Source organism: Streptomyces bicolor (assembly GCF_000719285.1).
Classification (GTDB): Bacteria; Actinomycetota; Actinomycetes; order Streptomycetales; family Streptomycetaceae; genus Streptomyces; species Streptomyces bicolor.
Genome location: NZ_JOFS01000056.1, coordinates 1 through 13,844 on the forward strand (window position 1 = coordinate 1; position 13,844 = coordinate 13,844).

Here is a 13,844-nt window from a genome sequence, read left to right on the forward strand (position 1 = left end):
AGCCCCTCAAGCATCACCAGCACTCCCGAAGCCGATCCGCATACCAGGCGAAATGCATGTAATTGCGATGTAAACGCCCTCTCAGAGCCTGTGTCATATCTCCGGCCGGGCGCGCGGCGTCTGGCACGCACGCTCGCTGCGTTGCCGAACCGCCCACGTGGCTCCGCCACGAGGGCGCTCCGGCGCCTTGCGATCGCACGCACCAGACGCCGCGCGCTGATCCGGCCGGAGATATGACACAGGCTCTCAGGACGAGGGCTCCCGGAAGCGGCGCACACCCGACGGCGTCACCACCGCGTGCACCGGACGGTCGTGCGGCTCCTCGGGGACGCGCTCGACGACCTCGGAGTCGTACAGCAGCACCACGAGCGAGGGCCGGGCGCCCGCGCGTTCCAGGCGGGCGAGAACGCGGTCGTACGACCCCCCGCCGCGCCCCAGCCGCATCCCGCGCGCGTCGACCGCGAGACCCGGCAGCAGCACCACGTCGGCGTCGGTCACGGCGTCCGGGCCGAGGTGTTCGCCGCCCGGCTCGAAGAGGGCCATCTTCCCGCCGTGTTGGACACGGATCAGGGACTCCGCCCCGGTGTACGCGCCCCAGTCGAGGTCGTTGTCGGGCAGCAGCGCGGGGAGCAGGACGCGTACGCCCCGTGCGCGCAGGGTGTCCAGCAGCGCGAGCGTGCCGGGTTCGGTGCCGACGGAGACGTACGCCGCCACCACGCGCGCGTGCGCCAGCTCGGGCAGGTCCAGGGCCCGTTCGGCCAGCGCGGCCGCCGATGCCCGCACGTCATCCGGCGTCAACCTGCTTCTCACCGTGAGGAACTCTCGCCGCAACATTCGCTTGTCAGTCTCGCCCGGACGTCCGATGTGACTCACCAGTCGCTTCCGTACCCTTCCCAATGTGCTCATATGAGAGCCAAATAACCGGAGCCTCAGATTCCCTACAAAGGCACCGGATATGGTGTCGGGCATGACTCAGTCGCACCCTCGGATCAGCAAGGCTGTCATCCCCGCAGCGGGCCTCGGCACCCGCTTCCTGCCGGCAACCAAGGCCACTCCCAAGGAGATGCTGCCGGTCGTCGACAAGCCGGCGATCCAGTACGTGGTCGAAGAGGCCGTGTCCGCCGGCCTCGACGACGTCCTCATGATCACGGGCCGCAACAAGCGCCCCCTGGAGGACCACTTCGACCGCAACTACGAACTCGAGTCCGCCCTTCAGAAGAAGGGTGACGCCGGCCGGCTCGCCAAGGTCCAGGAGTCCAGCGACCTCGCGACCATGCACTACGTCCGCCAGGGCGACCCCAAGGGTCTGGGGCACGCCGTCCTGTGCGCCGCCCCGCACGTCGGCAACGAGCCCTTCGCGGTCCTCCTCGGCGACGACCTGATCGACCCGCGCGACCCGCTGCTCAAGCGGATGGTCGAGGTCCAGGAGCAGCACGGCGGCAGCGTCATCGCGCTCATGGAGGTCGCACCCGAGCAGATCCACCTCTACGGGTGCGCCGCCGTCGACCCCACCGAGGACGGCGACGTGGTCAAGGTCCACGACCTGGTCGAGAAGCCGGCCGTGGCCGACGCGCCGTCCAACTACGCCATCATCGGCCGTTACGTCCTCGACCCGCACATCTTCGACATACTGCGCAAGACCGAGCCGGGCCGCGGCGGCGAGATCCAGCTCACCGACGCGCTCCAGCAGCTCTCGCAGGACGAGAAGGTCGGCGGTCCGGTGCACGGCGTCGTCTTCAAGGGCCGCCGCTATGACACCGGCGACCGCGGCGACTACCTCCGTGCCATTGTCAGACTCGCGTGCGAACGTGAAGACCTGGGCCCGGACTTCCGGACCTGGCTTCGCAGTTACGTAGCCGAGGAGATGTAGCGACTTGAGCACCGCCGCGACCCGCCCGGCCGACCAGGATCACCTCTGGTCGGTGGACGAACACCTGGAGGACATCCTCACGACCGTCCGCCCCCTCGAACCCATCGAGCTGCAACTGCTCGACGCCCAGGGCTGCGTCCTGGTCGAGGACGTCACGGTGCCGGTCTCCCTGCCGCCGTTCGACAACAGCTCCATGGACGGGTACGCGGTGCGGGTCGCGGATGTCGCGGGCGCGAGCGAGGAGTTCCCCGCCGCGCTGGAGGTCATCGGGGACGTCGCGGCGGGCCAGGCCGAACCGCTCCACGTGGGCCCCGGCCAGGCCGCCCGCATCATGACCGGCGCCCCGCTGCCGCCCGGCGCCGAGACGGTCGTTCCGGTGGAGTGGACCGACGGAGGCCTCGGCGAGGGCCCGGTGACCGGCATGCGCGCCCGCAGCCTCGCCCCCGAGGGCGCCCGCGGCGAGGTGCAGGTCTACCGTCCGGCCGAGGCACGCGCGCATGTGCGCGCGAAGGGCAGCGACGTGAAGGCCGGCGACCGGGCGCTCGAGGCCGGCACGGTCCTCGGGCCGTCGCAGATCGCCCTGCTCGCCGCGATCGGCCGCGGCACGGTACGCGTCCGCCCGCGCCCGCGCGTGGTCGTGGTGTCCACCGGCAGCGAACTCGTCCAGCCCGGCGAGGCACTGGGCAGCGGCCAGATCTACGACTCCAACAGCTTCGCCCTCACCGCGGCCGCCCGCGACGCCGGCGCCATCGCCTACCGGGTGGGCGCCGTCGCCGACGACGCCGAGACGCTCCGGTCCACCATCGAGGACCAGCTCGTGCGCGCCGACCTCATGGTCACCACCGGCGGCGTGAGCGTCGGGGCGTACGACGTCGTCAAGGAGGCGCTGTCGCACGTCGGCGACGAGGACGAGGCCGGCAGCGGTGTCGAGTTCCGCAAGCTCGCCATGCAGCCCGGCAAGCCGCAGGGCTTCGGCTCCATCGGCCCCGACCACACCCCGCTGCTCGCGCTCCCGGGCAACCCGGTGTCGTCGTACGTCTCCTTCGAACTGTTCGCGCGGCCCGCGATCCGCACGCTGATGGGCCTGGAGGACGTCCACCGGCCGCGCACGACCGCGACCCTGACCGCTGACAAGGCGCTGACCTCGCCCAAGGGACGCAGACAGTTCCTGCGCGGGACCTACGCCGACGGCGAGGTGCGGCCGGTCGGCGGCGCAGGCTCCCACCTGATCGCGGCCCTGGCGCACGCGGACGCGCTGATCGTGGTTCCCGAGGACGTGGAGAGCGTCGAGCCCGGCTCCGAGATCGAGGTGGTCCTGCTCGGCTGAGCGGCTCCGGTTGGGGGTACCGTGTCGCGCACAGCAGGCCCGTGCGCCGCACCGCGACGGGCCCGGACCGGGAGCGCCACACCAGCATGACTGAGCCTTCCCGGGGGGAGACCCCCGGACCCTCTGAGCAGGACCGACCCACCCAGGACCGCCTCACGCACATCGACGACGCGGGCGCGGCCCGCATGGTCGACGTGTCCGAGAAGGACGTGACCGCGCGCACCGCCCGCGCCAGCGGACGCGTCCTCGTCTCACCCCGCGTGGTCGAGCTGCTGCGCGGCGAGGGCGTCCCCAAGGGCGACGCCCTGGCCACCGCGCGCATCGCGGGCATCATGGGCGCCAAGCGCACCCCGGACCTCATCCCGCTGTGCCACCCGCTCGCGGTGTCCGGTGTGAAACTGGACCTGTCGGTCGCGGACGACGCCGTGGAGATCCAGGCCACCGTGAAGACCACGGACCGTACGGGCGTCGAGATGGAGGCCCTCACCGCGGTCTCCGTCGCCGCGCTCACCGTGATCGACATGGTGAAGGCGGTCGACAAGGGAGCGGTCATCACGGACGTGCGGGTGGAGCAGAAGACGGGCGGCAAGTCTGGCGACTGGAGCCGGTCATGACTCTCGACGCTTCGGTGGGCGGTGCGCCGGCCGCGCCGTACGCCGCACTGGTCGTCACCGCCTCCAACCGGGCTGCCGCCGGGGTCTACGAGGACAAGGGCGGCCCGTTGATCGCCGAGGGCCTCAAGGGCGTCGGCTTCGCGGTCGACGGCCCGCAGGTCGTGCCCGACGGCGACCCCGTGGAGGCCGCCCTGCGCGCAGGCGTCGACGCCGGGTACGACGTCATCGTGACCACCGGAGGCACCGGCATCTCGCCCACCGACCGCACCCCCGAGGTGACCCGCGCGGTGATCGAGTACGAGGTGCCGGGCATCGCGGAGGCCATCCGGGCGTTCGGCAGGGAGAAGGTGCCCACCGCCGCGCTCTCCCGGGGCCTGGCCGGGGTGGCGCGGGGCACCCTGATCGTGAACCTGCCCGGTTCCAGCGGCGGAGTGAAGGACGGACTGGCCGTCCTGGAGCCCCTGCTCATCCACGCCGTCGACCAGATCCGCGGCGGCGACCACCCCAGATCCAGCAGCGGGGGTGCGAGCTGAACAGCCCATCCTGGCCCGTCGTGCTGGGGGACGGCGATGTCGTCCTCCGGCCGATAAAGATGCGCGACCAACGGGCCTGGCGCGAGGTCAACCGACGCAACCGGGACTGGCTGCGCCCCTGGGAGGCGACCATTCCGCCGCCCACGCCCAGCGGGCCGATCGCGCACCGGCCGACCTACCGCCAGATGGTCCGGCATCTGCGGTCCGAGGCCAACGCGGGCCGGATGCTGCCGTTCGTCATCGAGTACCAGGGGCGGCTGGTCGGGCAGTTGACGGTCGCCGGGATCACCTGGGGCTCGATGTGCTCGGGGCACGTCGGTTACTGGGTGGACGAGGCGGTGGCGGGCCGCGGCGTGATGCCGACCGCCGTGGCTCTCGTCGTGGACCACTGTTTCCGCACCGTCGGTCTGCACCGCATCGAGGTCTGCATTCGCCCCGAGAACGGGCCCAGCCGCCGGGTCGTGGAGAAACTCGGATTCCGCGAGGAAGGGCTGCGTCCGCGATATCTCCACATCGACGGAGCCTGGCGGGACCATCTCGTCTTCGCGCTCACGGCGGAAGAGGTCCCGGAAGGGTTGCTGAGCCGCTGGCACCGGGCAAGCTCACGGAAGACGCCGCACTCCGACCCGCGGAACACCCGGCAGAACCCCCAGGGGAATCCCGCATAGCCGGAAATTGAATAAGTGTTCGAAATTGATCGCCCGATGACCGGCTCGGGGCAATAAATTCGCGGCCTCGGGGGGCTGCTGATCGCATCGGTCACAAAAAAAGTTCGAAATATCAGCCAGATCGTGCGACACACCGGCTCAATTGGCGGATGGCCTCACGCAAACCCCTCTACCGTGTGAGGCGTGAGCAGCAGCGGCCTCATCTACGCAGTCATTGTCGGGGCCTGGGCCGCCTACTTGGTGCCGATGTGGCTCCGTAGGCAGGACGAGCTGAACGAGGCCCGTCCGACGGAACGCTTCAGCACAGCCATCCGGTTGCTGTCCGGACGGGCGGGGATGGAGCGCCGGTACGCCAAGGACCTGCGCGCGCGCTCCACCGAGGAGGGGGAGCCCAGCGCCGATGACCCGGGCGGTGTCACCGAGTCGGTGGACGTCCGGGCCTTCGCCGTACCTCCGACCCGTCCGCAGACCCAGGCGACGGTCCAGGCGCAGTCGCCGGGACGCCCGGATCCGGCATCTGAACAGGCGTCCAGGCCGGCACCCGAACGCGGCAACGCGCCCGCCTCCGAACCGGGCTCCGGCCCGGCCGACCAGGCGCGCAAGCGAGTGCCCGCCGCCCGGCGCCCACCCGCGGAGGAGGCGGCCGCGGCACGTGCCCGGCGCTCCAAGGTGCTCGCACGGCGCAGGCGCACCACCGTCGTCCTCTTCCTCGCCTTCACACTCGGCGCGGTCGTCGCCGCGGTCGGCGGGCTCGCGTTCCTGTGGGCGCCCGGCATTCCGGCGGTTCTGCTCAGCGGGTACATCGCGTACCTGCGGTCCCAGGAGCGCCGCCGCTTCGCCTACCAGATGGACCGGCGGCAGGCCGAGGCCGCCGCGCAGCGGCTGCGTGAGCACGCCCGCCAGTCGCGCAGGCGGGGCCCCGCCGACGCCGGTGACGGTATCGACGAGCCCGACGAGAGGCCTGAACCAGGCACCGACACCGGGCTGTCCGCCCTCGCCGCGGACCGGCGTGCCCTCGTCGAGCAGACCGACCACGCCGAGTGGGTCGACCAGCAGCGCGAGCGGCAGCGGCGGCCCGGGCACGGGGACAGCTGGGACCCGGTCCCGGTGCCGTTGCCGACGTACGTGACCGCGCCGGTCGCTCCCCGCGCCACCTCCGGCGTGGACCTCGGGGCGCCGGACGCGTGGAGCTCGGCACGGTCGAGCACCGTCGGCCGGGACCGGGACGCGGGCGCTGACGCCGGGGACGGTGCCGGGCGTGGCGCGGAGCCGGCGGACGCGGCTCGCGGCGAGGAGAAGGGCGAGGGGGACGGCCGCAGCGACGCCCTCCCCCGCGCTCGAATCCGCTCACGCGGGGGCACCCCCACGGCCGCCTCCGCCCGCCGGGCACGCGAGCGGGGCCGTACGCCACTGTTCGACCAGTACGAGGACGGCGACCGGCCGCGCGCGGCCAACGAGTAGCCGAGGGCCCCGGCCGCCGACCAGGAACGGATTTCCAAGCAGGCCGATCGGGGTGCTAAAGTTTCACTCGTTGCAAGGGCCTGTGGCGCAGTCCGGTAGCGCACCTCGTTCGCATCGAGGGGGCCAGGGGTTCAAATCCCCTCAGGTCCACCGCAACGACTTTCCAAGGGAACTTGGGGAGTTGTGAGATCCCGTCCGATCGGTTGATCGGGCGGGATCTTTTTTTGCCCAAGGGGCCGTGGCTTGAGGGGGAACGTGGAGAAGGGCGTCGCGGAGTTACCGGCGAAGCGGGCGACGCCACTGCGGAACGCGGCCTTCCGGCGGTTTGTGACCGCCAGTCTGATCTCCGCCGCCGGATCCGCGATGGCGCCCCTCGCGCTCGCCTACTCCGTGATCGAACAGGGCGGAGGCACCGGAGCCCTCGGTGTGGTGCTCGCCACCACCACCGTTCCGACCGTCCTGTTCCTCCTCGTGGGCGGAGTGCTCGCGGACCGTATGTCCCGCAGCCGGCTGCTCTTCCTCGGCAATCTGCTGGCGGCCGCCGCCCAGGGTGCCCTGGCGGTCGTCGTCGCCATCGGGCACGCGACGACCGTGTCCATCGCCGTCTGCGGTTTCGTCTCGGGAACCGCCGTGGCCTTCACCGTGCCGGCCGCTCAGGGCGCCGTGGCCCAGATCGTGCCCGCCGAGCAGTTGCAGCAGGCCAACGCCCTGCTCAGGCTCCCGGGCAACGCGGTCAAGGTGCTCGGACCGGCCGTCGGCGGCGGCGTCGTCGCGCTCAGCGGTCCGGCCTGGGCGCTGGCCTGCGACGCGCTCACCTTCGCCGTCGCCGCCCTGCTGCTGCTCGGGCTGCGCCTGGACGCGCCCCTCGGCGTCACCAGTGCGCTGAGCGATCTGCGGGAGGGGTGGGCCGGCTTCTGGTCGCGGACCTGGCTGTGGACGTACACGGTCGCGGGGACCGTCCTGGTCGCCGCGTGGCTGGCGGGGTTCCAGTTGCTGGGGCCGGTCGTCGCGGCGGAGCAGTACGCGGGGGCGCGTGACTGGGGGCTGGTGCAGGGGGCGTTCGCGGCGGGGCTGCTGGCCGGGACGGTGGTGTGTCTGCGGTGGCGGCCGTACCGGCTGCTCGCGGTGGCTGTCGTGGCCGGCCTGCCGCTGGCCGTTCCCCTGCTCGTCATGGGCTGGGGACTGCCGTTGCCCTGGCTGCTGTTGGCCACGCTTCTCGCGGGCGTCGGGCTGGATGTGGCGATCGTCGCGTGGACGACCGCCTTCCAGCAGCATGTGCCGCAGGGCGAGTTGGGGCGCATGGGCGCGTTCAACAGCGTCGGGGAGCGGCTGGCGATTCCGATCGGCTATCTGCTCACCGCACTCGCGGCGGGTACCTGGGACAACCGGACGGTGCTGGTGGCGTGCGCCGCTCTCGTCGTGGCCGCCGCCGTCCTCAACCTCTGTGTGAGGGACGTCCACCGCATCAACGCCACCCGCGACTGACCGCTCACAGCGCCTTCGCGTAACACAGGCTCAGCTCGTGGTGGCGGTAGTAGCCGAACTTCTCGCACGGCTCGTACTCGCTGGACGTGTACAGCGCCACCGCCTCCGGCTGCTTGGCGCCGGTCTCCAGCACCATGCGGATACGGCCCGCCGCCCGCGCGTCCTCCTCCAGCGCGGCCAGGATGCGTCTCGCGAGGCCCAGCCCGCGCATCGACTCCACGACGTACATCCGCTTGAGCTCGGCGTCCCCGTCCCGGTTGCCCTCGCCGTTCTCGTCCTGGGCCCGCCAGCCGCCGGAGGCGACGGGGACGCCGAGCTCGTCGTAGGCGAGCAGGTACAGGCCGTTCGGCGGTTCGAAGTCCGCCGTGTCCATGGACGTGGCGTCGCCGTCGTCGCCGTAGCGGACGGCGTACTCGGCCTGGACCTGGTCGTTGAGCTTGACGGCGTCAGGGTGGTCGAAGGAGACGCGGCGTATATGCATGCTGAGTACCGTATATCAATTCAAGATCAAGAGCTTCAAGATCAAGGAGTTCCAGAATCGGACTCTGTCCAGTGTGCCGGTAGGGTGCCGGAGTGCTCACTGTGACCTCTGTGAATGTGAACGGGCTGCGGGCTGCCGCGAAGAAGGGCTTCGTGGAGTGGCTCGCCGGTACGGAAGCCGATGTGCTGTGCCTTCAGGAGGTGCGCGCGGAGCCGCAACAGCTGCCCGAGCAGGTGCGCACGCCCGACGGCTGGCACGTCGTGCACGCGCCCGCCGCCGCCAAGGGCCGCGCCGGCGTCTCCCTCTACACCCGCCGTGAGCCCGACCGCGTCCAGGTCGGCTTCGGGTCGAGTGAGTTCGACGACAGCGGGCGTTACGTCGAGGCAGACCTGCCGGGTGTGACGGTCGCCTCCCTCTACCTCCCCTCCGGCGAGGTCGGCACCGAGCGGCAGGACGAGAAGGTCCGCTTCATGGGCGAGTTCCTGGCCTATCTGAAGGACCTGCGCGAGCGCGCCGCCGCGGACGGCCGCGAGGTCGTCGTCTGCGGTGACTGGAACATCGCCCACGAGAAGGCCGACCTGAAGAACTGGCGCGGCAACACCAAGAACTCCGGGTTCCTGCCGGAGGAGCGAGAGTGGCTGAGCTCGGTGTTCGACCCAGCCGCCGGCGGTTATGTCGACGTCGTGCGGTCGCTGCACCCGGATGTGGAGGGGCCGTACTCGTGGTGGTCGTACCGCGGGCGCGCCTTCGACAACGACACCGGCTGGCGCATCGACTACCAGGTCGCGACGCCGGGGCTCGCGTCCAAGGCCCTCAAGGGGTACGTCGAGCGCGCGGCCACGCACGCCGAGCGCTGGTCGGACCACGCGCCGGTGACGGTGGTCTACGACCGTTAGTCCCCTCGCTGGTCCCGCTCGTTCTGTTTCCGCAACCGCCGGTCCAGTGCCAGCGACATCTCCGCCTCCACCACGCTCCGGGCGAGCGGGCGCAGACGCTGGAGGTCCTCCTCGGAGGCGTGACGCAGGATCAGGTCGGCGAACATGTCCGCCATCTCGTCCACGTGTTCCCGTACCCGTTTGCCCGCCGCCAGGACCTCCGCGAGCGGGATCCCCTCGCGGACCAGGGCCGAGGAGACGTCCAGCAGGCGGCGGCTGATGTGGACGATCTCGTCGCCGTCGGTGCCGAGGTAGCCGAGGTCCAGGGCGGCGGCGAGGTTCTCCGGGGTGACCTGGCCCTCGAAGCGGGCGGCGAGTTCCTCCGGGGTGAGGCGGACCGGCTCCTCCTCGGTGGGGGCGGCGACGCCGAGGAGGTCGGCGACGTCCCGGCCGTGGTCCAGGGCCTCCGCCAACTCCGCGATGCCGGTGAGGGTGTGGCCGCGCTCCAGCAGGGCCGCGATCGTGCGCAGGCGGGCCAGGTGGTGGTCGTCGTACCAGGCGATACGGCCCTCGCGGCGGGGCGGCGGTATCAGCTTGCGTTCGCGGTAGAAGCGCAGGGTGCGCACCGTGATGCCGGCCACGCGGGCCAGCTCCTCCATGCGGTACTCACGCTTCTCGGTCACCCCGGAACCTTAATTCGTACTGGCGGTAACTTTCCTCGGTACTTTCCTCGACCGACCCCTACCGGTCGGTACGGACCTCCTCTACTCTCCCATTGCGCCAGTGTTCACTGGCAGGGTTCCGGTTCAAGTGTGTTCAAGTGTGGAGGCACAGGCATGGCCGAACGCGAACATGTGCGGGTCGCGGTGGTCGGGTCCGGGTTCGGCGGGCTGGGGGCCGCCGTCCGGCTGCGACGCGAGGGCGTCACCGACTTCGTCGTCCTGGAGCGGGCCGACAGCGTCGGCGGCACCTGGCGGGACAACAGTTATCCGGGGTGCGCCTGCGACGTGCCGTCGCACCTGTATTCCTTCTCCTTCGCGCCCAACCCCGACTGGCCGCGCACCTTCTCCGGGCAGGAGCACATCCGCGCCTACCTGGAGCATGTGACCGACGTCTTCCGGCTGCGCCCCCACATCCGCTTCGGCTCGGAGGTGAAGCGGATGACCTGGAACGGCGAGCGGTTGTGCTGGGACATCGAGACCAGCAGCGGGAGCCTGTCGGCCGACCTCGTGGTCTCCGCCACCGGGCCGCTGTCGGACCCGAAGATCCCGGACATCCCGGGGCTGGAGTCCTTCCCGGGCAAGGTCTTCCACTCCGCCCGCTGGGACCACGACTACGACCTGCGCGGCAAGCGCGTCGCCATGGTCGGCACCGGCGCCTCCGCCATCCAGATCGTGCCGTCCATCCAGCCCGAGGTCGAGCGGCTGACGCTCTTCCAGCGCACCCCGCCCTGGGTCATGCCCCGCGTCGACCGTGCCATCGGCGGCGCCGAGCGCTCCCTGCACCGGGCCCTGCCCTTCACCACCCAGCTGCGCCGTGGACTGCTGTGGGGGATCCGGGAGTTGCAGGTCCAGGCGTTCACCAAGCACCCGGGTGAACTCGGGCTCATCGAGCAGTTGGCCAAGCGGAACATGGGCCGGTCCATCAAGGACCCCGCCCTGCGCGCCAAGCTCACCCCCGACTACCGCATCGGCTGCAAGCGGATCCTGCTGAGCAGCGAGTACTACCCGGCGCTCGCCCAGCCCAACGTGGACGTCGTCGCCAGTGGGCTGAGCGAGGTCCGCGGCTCGACCGTGGTCGCCACCGACGGCACGGAGGCCGAGGTCGACGCGATCGTGTTCGGTACGGGGTTCCATGTCACCGACATGCCCATCGCCGAGCGGGTGGTGGGCGCGGACGGCCGTACGCTCGCCGAGGCGTGGAAGGGCGGGATGGAGGCCCTGCGGGGCGCCTCCGCCGCCGGGTTCCCGAACTGGATGACCATCATCGGGCCCAACACCGGCCTCGGGAACTCCTCCATGATCCTGATGATCGAGTCCCAGCTGAACTACCTGGCCGACTTCGTACGGCAGTTGGACGTCCTCGGCGGACGGGTCGCCCTCGACGCGCGGCCCAGCGCCGTGCACGCCTGGAACCGGCGGGTTCAGGAGCGCATGAAGCGGACGGTGTGGAACACGGGCGGCTGCACGAGCTGGTACCTCGACGCGAGCGGTCGTAACACCACCATCTGGCCCGGTACGACTTCGGAGTTCCGGAAGGCCACGCGACGGGTGGATCTCGCGGAGTACGCCGTCGTCCGAGCGACCGGGGTAAGCACGGACAGCAACGAGAACGCGGAGGTTACGGCATGAGCCGTCTCATGAACGTGGCCTCCGGGCCCTACGCCCCACCCGTCCCCGTCCGTGAGCTGACGGCGGAGTCCGCCGACGGCGCCCGGCTGCACATAGAGGTGCACGGGCCCGAGAACGCGCCTCCGGTCGTCCTCGCGCACGGCTGGACCTGCTCGACCGCCTTCTGGGCGGCGCAGATACGGGACCTCGCCGCCGACCACCGCGTCATCGCCTACGACCAGCGCGGCCACGGACGCAGCCCGGCCGGCCAGGCCTGCAGCGCCGACGCGCTCGCCGACGACCTCGAAGCCGTACTGAAGGCGACCCTCGCCCCCGGTGAGCAGGCCGTGATCGCCGGGCACTCCATGGGCGGCATGACGGTGATGGCCGCCGCCACCCGAGCGGGGTTCCGGGAGCACGCGGCGGCCGTCCTGCTGTGCAGCACGGGATCGTCGCGGCTGGTCGCCGAGTCCACGGTCGTACCCATACGTCCGGGTCGGCTGCGGACCTGGCTGACCAAGCACATCCTCGGGTCGCGGGCGCCGCTCGGGCCGGTCACGCCGGTAGCCCGGGCGATCCTCAAGTACGCCACGATGGGCCCCGGTTCGGCCCCGCACATGGTCGAGGCCTGCGCGCGGATCGTGCACGCCTGCCCGCGCAAGGTGCGCCACGCCTGGTCGCATGTGCTCGACCTGCTGGATCTCGACCACGGCGTACGGGAGTTGGCGGCACCGACCGCGGTCATCGTCGGCACGGCCGACCGGCTGACCCCGCCGGTGCACGCCCGCTCGCTGGCGGCCGCGCTGCCGAACTGCCTCGGCGTCACCGAACTGCCCGGCCTCGGGCACATGACGCCGGTCGAGGCGCCCGAGCTGGTGACCGGCAAGATACGCGAACTCGTCACGGCCTACGTTCACACCGAGGCCGGCACGTACACGCAGGTGAAGGAGGGCGCATGAGCAGGGTGAGCATCGAGGGGCAGGTCGCCGTCGTCACCGGGGCGGCGCGGGGTGTCGGTGAGCTGCTCGCCCGCAAGCTCTCCGCGCGCGGGGCGCAGGTGGCGCTGGTCGGGCTGGAGCCGGACGAGCTCAAGCAGGTCTCCGAGCGGCTGCACAGCGACAGCGACCACTGGTACGCCGATGTGACGGACCATGAGGCGATGGCCCGGGTGGCGCGGGAGGTCAAGGAGCGGTTCGGGAAGGTCGACATCGTGGTCGCCAACGCGGGGGTCGCGTCCGGTGGGCCGTTCGTCGACTCCGACCCGGAGGCGTGGCGGCGGGTGATCGAGGTCAATCTCATCGGGTCGGCGGTGACGGCCCGGGCGTTTCTACCGGTGCTGATGGAGAGCCGGGGGTATCTGCTGCAGATCGCCTCACTGGCCGCGATCACTCCGGCGCCGATGATGACGGCGTACTGCGCGTCCAAGTCGGGCGTGGAGGCGTACGCGCACAGTCTGCGGGCCGAAGTCGGCTACAAGGGCGTGCGGGTGGGCGTCGGGTATCTGTCCTGGACCGACACCGACATGGTGCGCGGGGCCGATCAGGACGACGTCATGCGGGAGTTGAGGAAGCGGCTGCCGTGGCCGTCCAACAAGACGTATCCGCTGGGTCCGGCGGTCGACCGGATCGTGGCCGGGATCGAGCGGCGGTCCAGCCATGTGTACGGGCAGTGGTGGCTGCGTGGGATGCAGGGGGTGCGCGGGTATCTGCCGGGGGTCATCGGGACCGTGGGGCAGCGGGAGATGCGGCGGTTCGCGGACCGGCTGGAGGGCATGCGGACGGGGCTGGTCGGGGCGGGGGGTTCCGCCGACGAGCGGGAGCGAGCTGCGCGTACTACGCCGCGTGACTGATCGACATGCGTAGGGTTATCGCCCGTGTGAATCTGGTCGAGGCCCCGCTGACTCAGCGAGAGGCCAACCCCCAACCCACTACGGGAGTGAACCCACATGGGCATGAAGGACCAGTTCCAGGAGAAGTCCGAGCAGCTGAAGCAGCGGGCGCAGCAGGGTCAGCGCGGCCAGCAGGGCAGGCAGGGCCAGCCGGGCCAGCCGGGTCAGCCGGGCCAGCCGGAGCGGGGTCGTCAGCGGCCGCAGCGGGACGAGGAGTCCGAGCGGATGCGTGAGGACGAGGAGCGGTTCGACGAGGACTACGACCGGTAGTCGTCGACCGGTGAACGCGGGGTGCCCCCTGTTTTGGGGGTG

At 71.1% G+C, this 13,844-nt stretch carries 15 protein-coding genes and 1 tRNA gene; 13 read left to right on the top strand and 3 right to left on the bottom strand.

Annotated features, from left to right (window positions below):
* Positions 1-246: 246 nt before the first annotated feature.
* A complete protein-coding gene (locus tag IF78_RS0140350) occupies positions 247-834 on the bottom strand; it encodes a 5-formyltetrahydrofolate cyclo-ligase (RefSeq protein ID WP_063762242.1) in 588 nt (195 codons plus the stop codon).
* A gap of 133 nt (positions 835-967) precedes the next feature.
* Between IF78_RS0140350 and galU the strand changes: the two genes are divergently transcribed.
* From galU to IF78_RS0140390, 8 genes are all read left to right on the top strand, one after another.
* The gene (gene galU, locus IF78_RS0140355; protein ID WP_031487551.1) at positions 968-1,870 is read left to right on the top strand and encodes a UTP--glucose-1-phosphate uridylyltransferase GalU; all 903 of its coding nucleotides are present in this window, start codon (positions 968-970) and stop codon (positions 1,868-1,870) included.
* Between the two features lie 4 nt (positions 1,871-1,874).
* Positions 1,875-3,197, top strand: a complete 1,323-nt coding sequence (glp, locus tag IF78_RS0140360) for a molybdotransferase-like divisome protein Glp (protein WP_031487552.1) — start codon at positions 1,875-1,877, stop codon at positions 3,195-3,197.
* 86 nt (positions 3,198-3,283) lie between these two features.
* Complete coding sequence (moaC, locus tag IF78_RS0140365) at positions 3,284-3,811, top strand: cyclic pyranopterin monophosphate synthase MoaC (RefSeq protein ID WP_031487553.1); 528 nt, start codon at positions 3,284-3,286, stop codon at positions 3,809-3,811.
* Positions 3,808-4,344, top strand: a complete 537-nt coding sequence (locus tag IF78_RS0140370; protein WP_051828614.1) for a MogA/MoaB family molybdenum cofactor biosynthesis protein — start codon at positions 3,808-3,810, stop codon at positions 4,342-4,344. Before moaC ends, IF78_RS0140370 begins: the two co-directional genes overlap by 4 nt.
* Positions 4,345-4,364: 20 nt before the next feature.
* A complete protein-coding gene (locus tag IF78_RS0140375; protein ID WP_037642530.1) occupies positions 4,365-5,012 on the top strand; it encodes a GNAT family N-acetyltransferase in 648 nt (215 codons plus the stop codon).
* A 183-nt stretch (positions 5,013-5,195) separates the two neighbouring features.
* The gene (gene sepX, locus IF78_RS0140380) at positions 5,196-6,473 is read left to right on the top strand and encodes a divisome protein SepX/GlpR (RefSeq protein ID WP_031487556.1); all 1,278 of its coding nucleotides are present in this window, start codon (positions 5,196-5,198) and stop codon (positions 6,471-6,473) included.
* A gap of 76 nt (positions 6,474-6,549) precedes the next feature.
* Positions 6,550-6,623: transfer RNA gene (locus IF78_RS0140385), tRNA-Ala, on the top strand.
* Positions 6,624-6,716: 93 nt separating this feature from the next.
* Positions 6,717-7,958, top strand: coding sequence for an MFS transporter (locus IF78_RS0140390; protein ID WP_234439976.1), 1,242 nt, complete (start codon positions 6,717-6,719; stop codon positions 7,956-7,958).
* Positions 7,959-7,962: 4 nt separating this feature from the next.
* Here IF78_RS0140390 and IF78_RS0140395 read toward each other — a convergent pair whose 3' ends face one another.
* Positions 7,963-8,439 carry a GNAT family N-acetyltransferase gene (locus IF78_RS0140395; protein WP_031487558.1) on the bottom strand — a complete coding sequence of 159 codons (477 nt, stop codon included), beginning with the start codon at positions 8,437-8,439 and terminating at the stop codon, positions 7,963-7,965.
* 92 nt (positions 8,440-8,531) lie between these two features.
* Here IF78_RS0140395 and IF78_RS0140400 point away from each other — a divergent pair, with 92 nt between their 5' ends.
* Entirely contained in the window at positions 8,532-9,335 is an 804-nt protein-coding gene (locus IF78_RS0140400) for an exodeoxyribonuclease III (RefSeq protein ID WP_031487559.1), read from the top strand.
* Here the strand turns inward: IF78_RS0140400 and IF78_RS0140405 are convergent.
* Positions 9,332-9,973 (bottom strand): MerR family transcriptional regulator, encoded by a 642-nt coding sequence (locus IF78_RS0140405; RefSeq protein ID WP_037642534.1) that lies wholly within the window; start codon positions 9,971-9,973, stop codon positions 9,332-9,334. The genes IF78_RS0140400 and IF78_RS0140405 overlap by 4 nt on opposite strands.
* 177 nt (positions 9,974-10,150) lie before the next feature.
* Between IF78_RS0140405 and IF78_RS0140410 the strand changes: the two genes are divergently transcribed.
* The 4 genes from IF78_RS0140410 (at position 10,151) to IF78_RS0140425 (ending at position 13,802) form a co-directional block, all read left to right on the top strand.
* Positions 10,151-11,665, top strand: coding sequence for a flavin-containing monooxygenase (locus IF78_RS0140410; protein ID WP_031487561.1), 1,515 nt, complete (start codon positions 10,151-10,153; stop codon positions 11,663-11,665).
* Entirely contained in the window at positions 11,662-12,603 is a 942-nt protein-coding gene (locus IF78_RS0140415; protein WP_031487562.1) for an alpha/beta fold hydrolase, read from the top strand. The genes IF78_RS0140410 and IF78_RS0140415 overlap by 4 nt, the downstream gene beginning before the upstream one ends.
* Positions 12,600-13,493 (top strand): SDR family oxidoreductase, encoded by an 894-nt coding sequence (locus IF78_RS0140420; RefSeq protein ID WP_031487563.1) that lies wholly within the window; start codon positions 12,600-12,602, stop codon positions 13,491-13,493. The genes IF78_RS0140415 and IF78_RS0140420 overlap by 4 nt, the downstream gene beginning before the upstream one ends.
* 96 nt (positions 13,494-13,589) lie before the next feature.
* Entirely contained in the window at positions 13,590-13,802 is a 213-nt protein-coding gene (locus tag IF78_RS0140425) for a hypothetical protein (RefSeq protein WP_031487564.1), read from the top strand.
* Positions 13,803-13,844: the final 42 nt, after the last annotated feature.

Excerpts from the sequence above, each read along its gene's own strand:
- moaC (WP_031487553.1), top strand. The coding sequence starts at position 3,284 with ATGACTGAGCCTTCCCGGGGGGAGACCCCCGGACCCTCTGAGCAGGAC.
- IF78_RS0140410 (WP_031487561.1), top strand. The coding sequence starts at position 10,151 with ATGGCCGAACGCGAACATGTGCGGGTCGCGGTGGTCGGGTCCGGGTTC.
- IF78_RS0140370 (WP_051828614.1), top strand. The coding sequence starts at position 3,808 with ATGACTCTCGACGCTTCGGTGGGCGGTGCGCCGGCCGCGCCGTACGCC.
- IF78_RS0140395 (WP_031487558.1), bottom strand. The coding sequence starts at position 8,439 with ATGCATATACGCCGCGTCTCCTTCGACCACCCTGACGCCGTCAAGCTC.
- IF78_RS0140425 (WP_031487564.1), top strand. The coding sequence starts at position 13,590 with ATGGGCATGAAGGACCAGTTCCAGGAGAAGTCCGAGCAGCTGAAGCAG.
- IF78_RS0140350 (WP_063762242.1), bottom strand. The coding sequence starts at position 834 with ATGTTGCGGCGAGAGTTCCTCACGGTGAGAAGCAGGTTGACGCCGGAT.
- IF78_RS0140420 (WP_031487563.1), top strand. The coding sequence starts at position 12,600 with ATGAGCAGGGTGAGCATCGAGGGGCAGGTCGCCGTCGTCACCGGGGCG.
- IF78_RS0140415 (WP_031487562.1), top strand. The coding sequence starts at position 11,662 with ATGAGCCGTCTCATGAACGTGGCCTCCGGGCCCTACGCCCCACCCGTC.
- galU (WP_031487551.1), top strand. The coding sequence starts at position 968 with ATGACTCAGTCGCACCCTCGGATCAGCAAGGCTGTCATCCCCGCAGCG.
- IF78_RS0140405 (WP_037642534.1), bottom strand. The coding sequence starts at position 9,973 with ATGGAGGAGCTGGCCCGCGTGGCCGGCATCACGGTGCGCACCCTGCGC.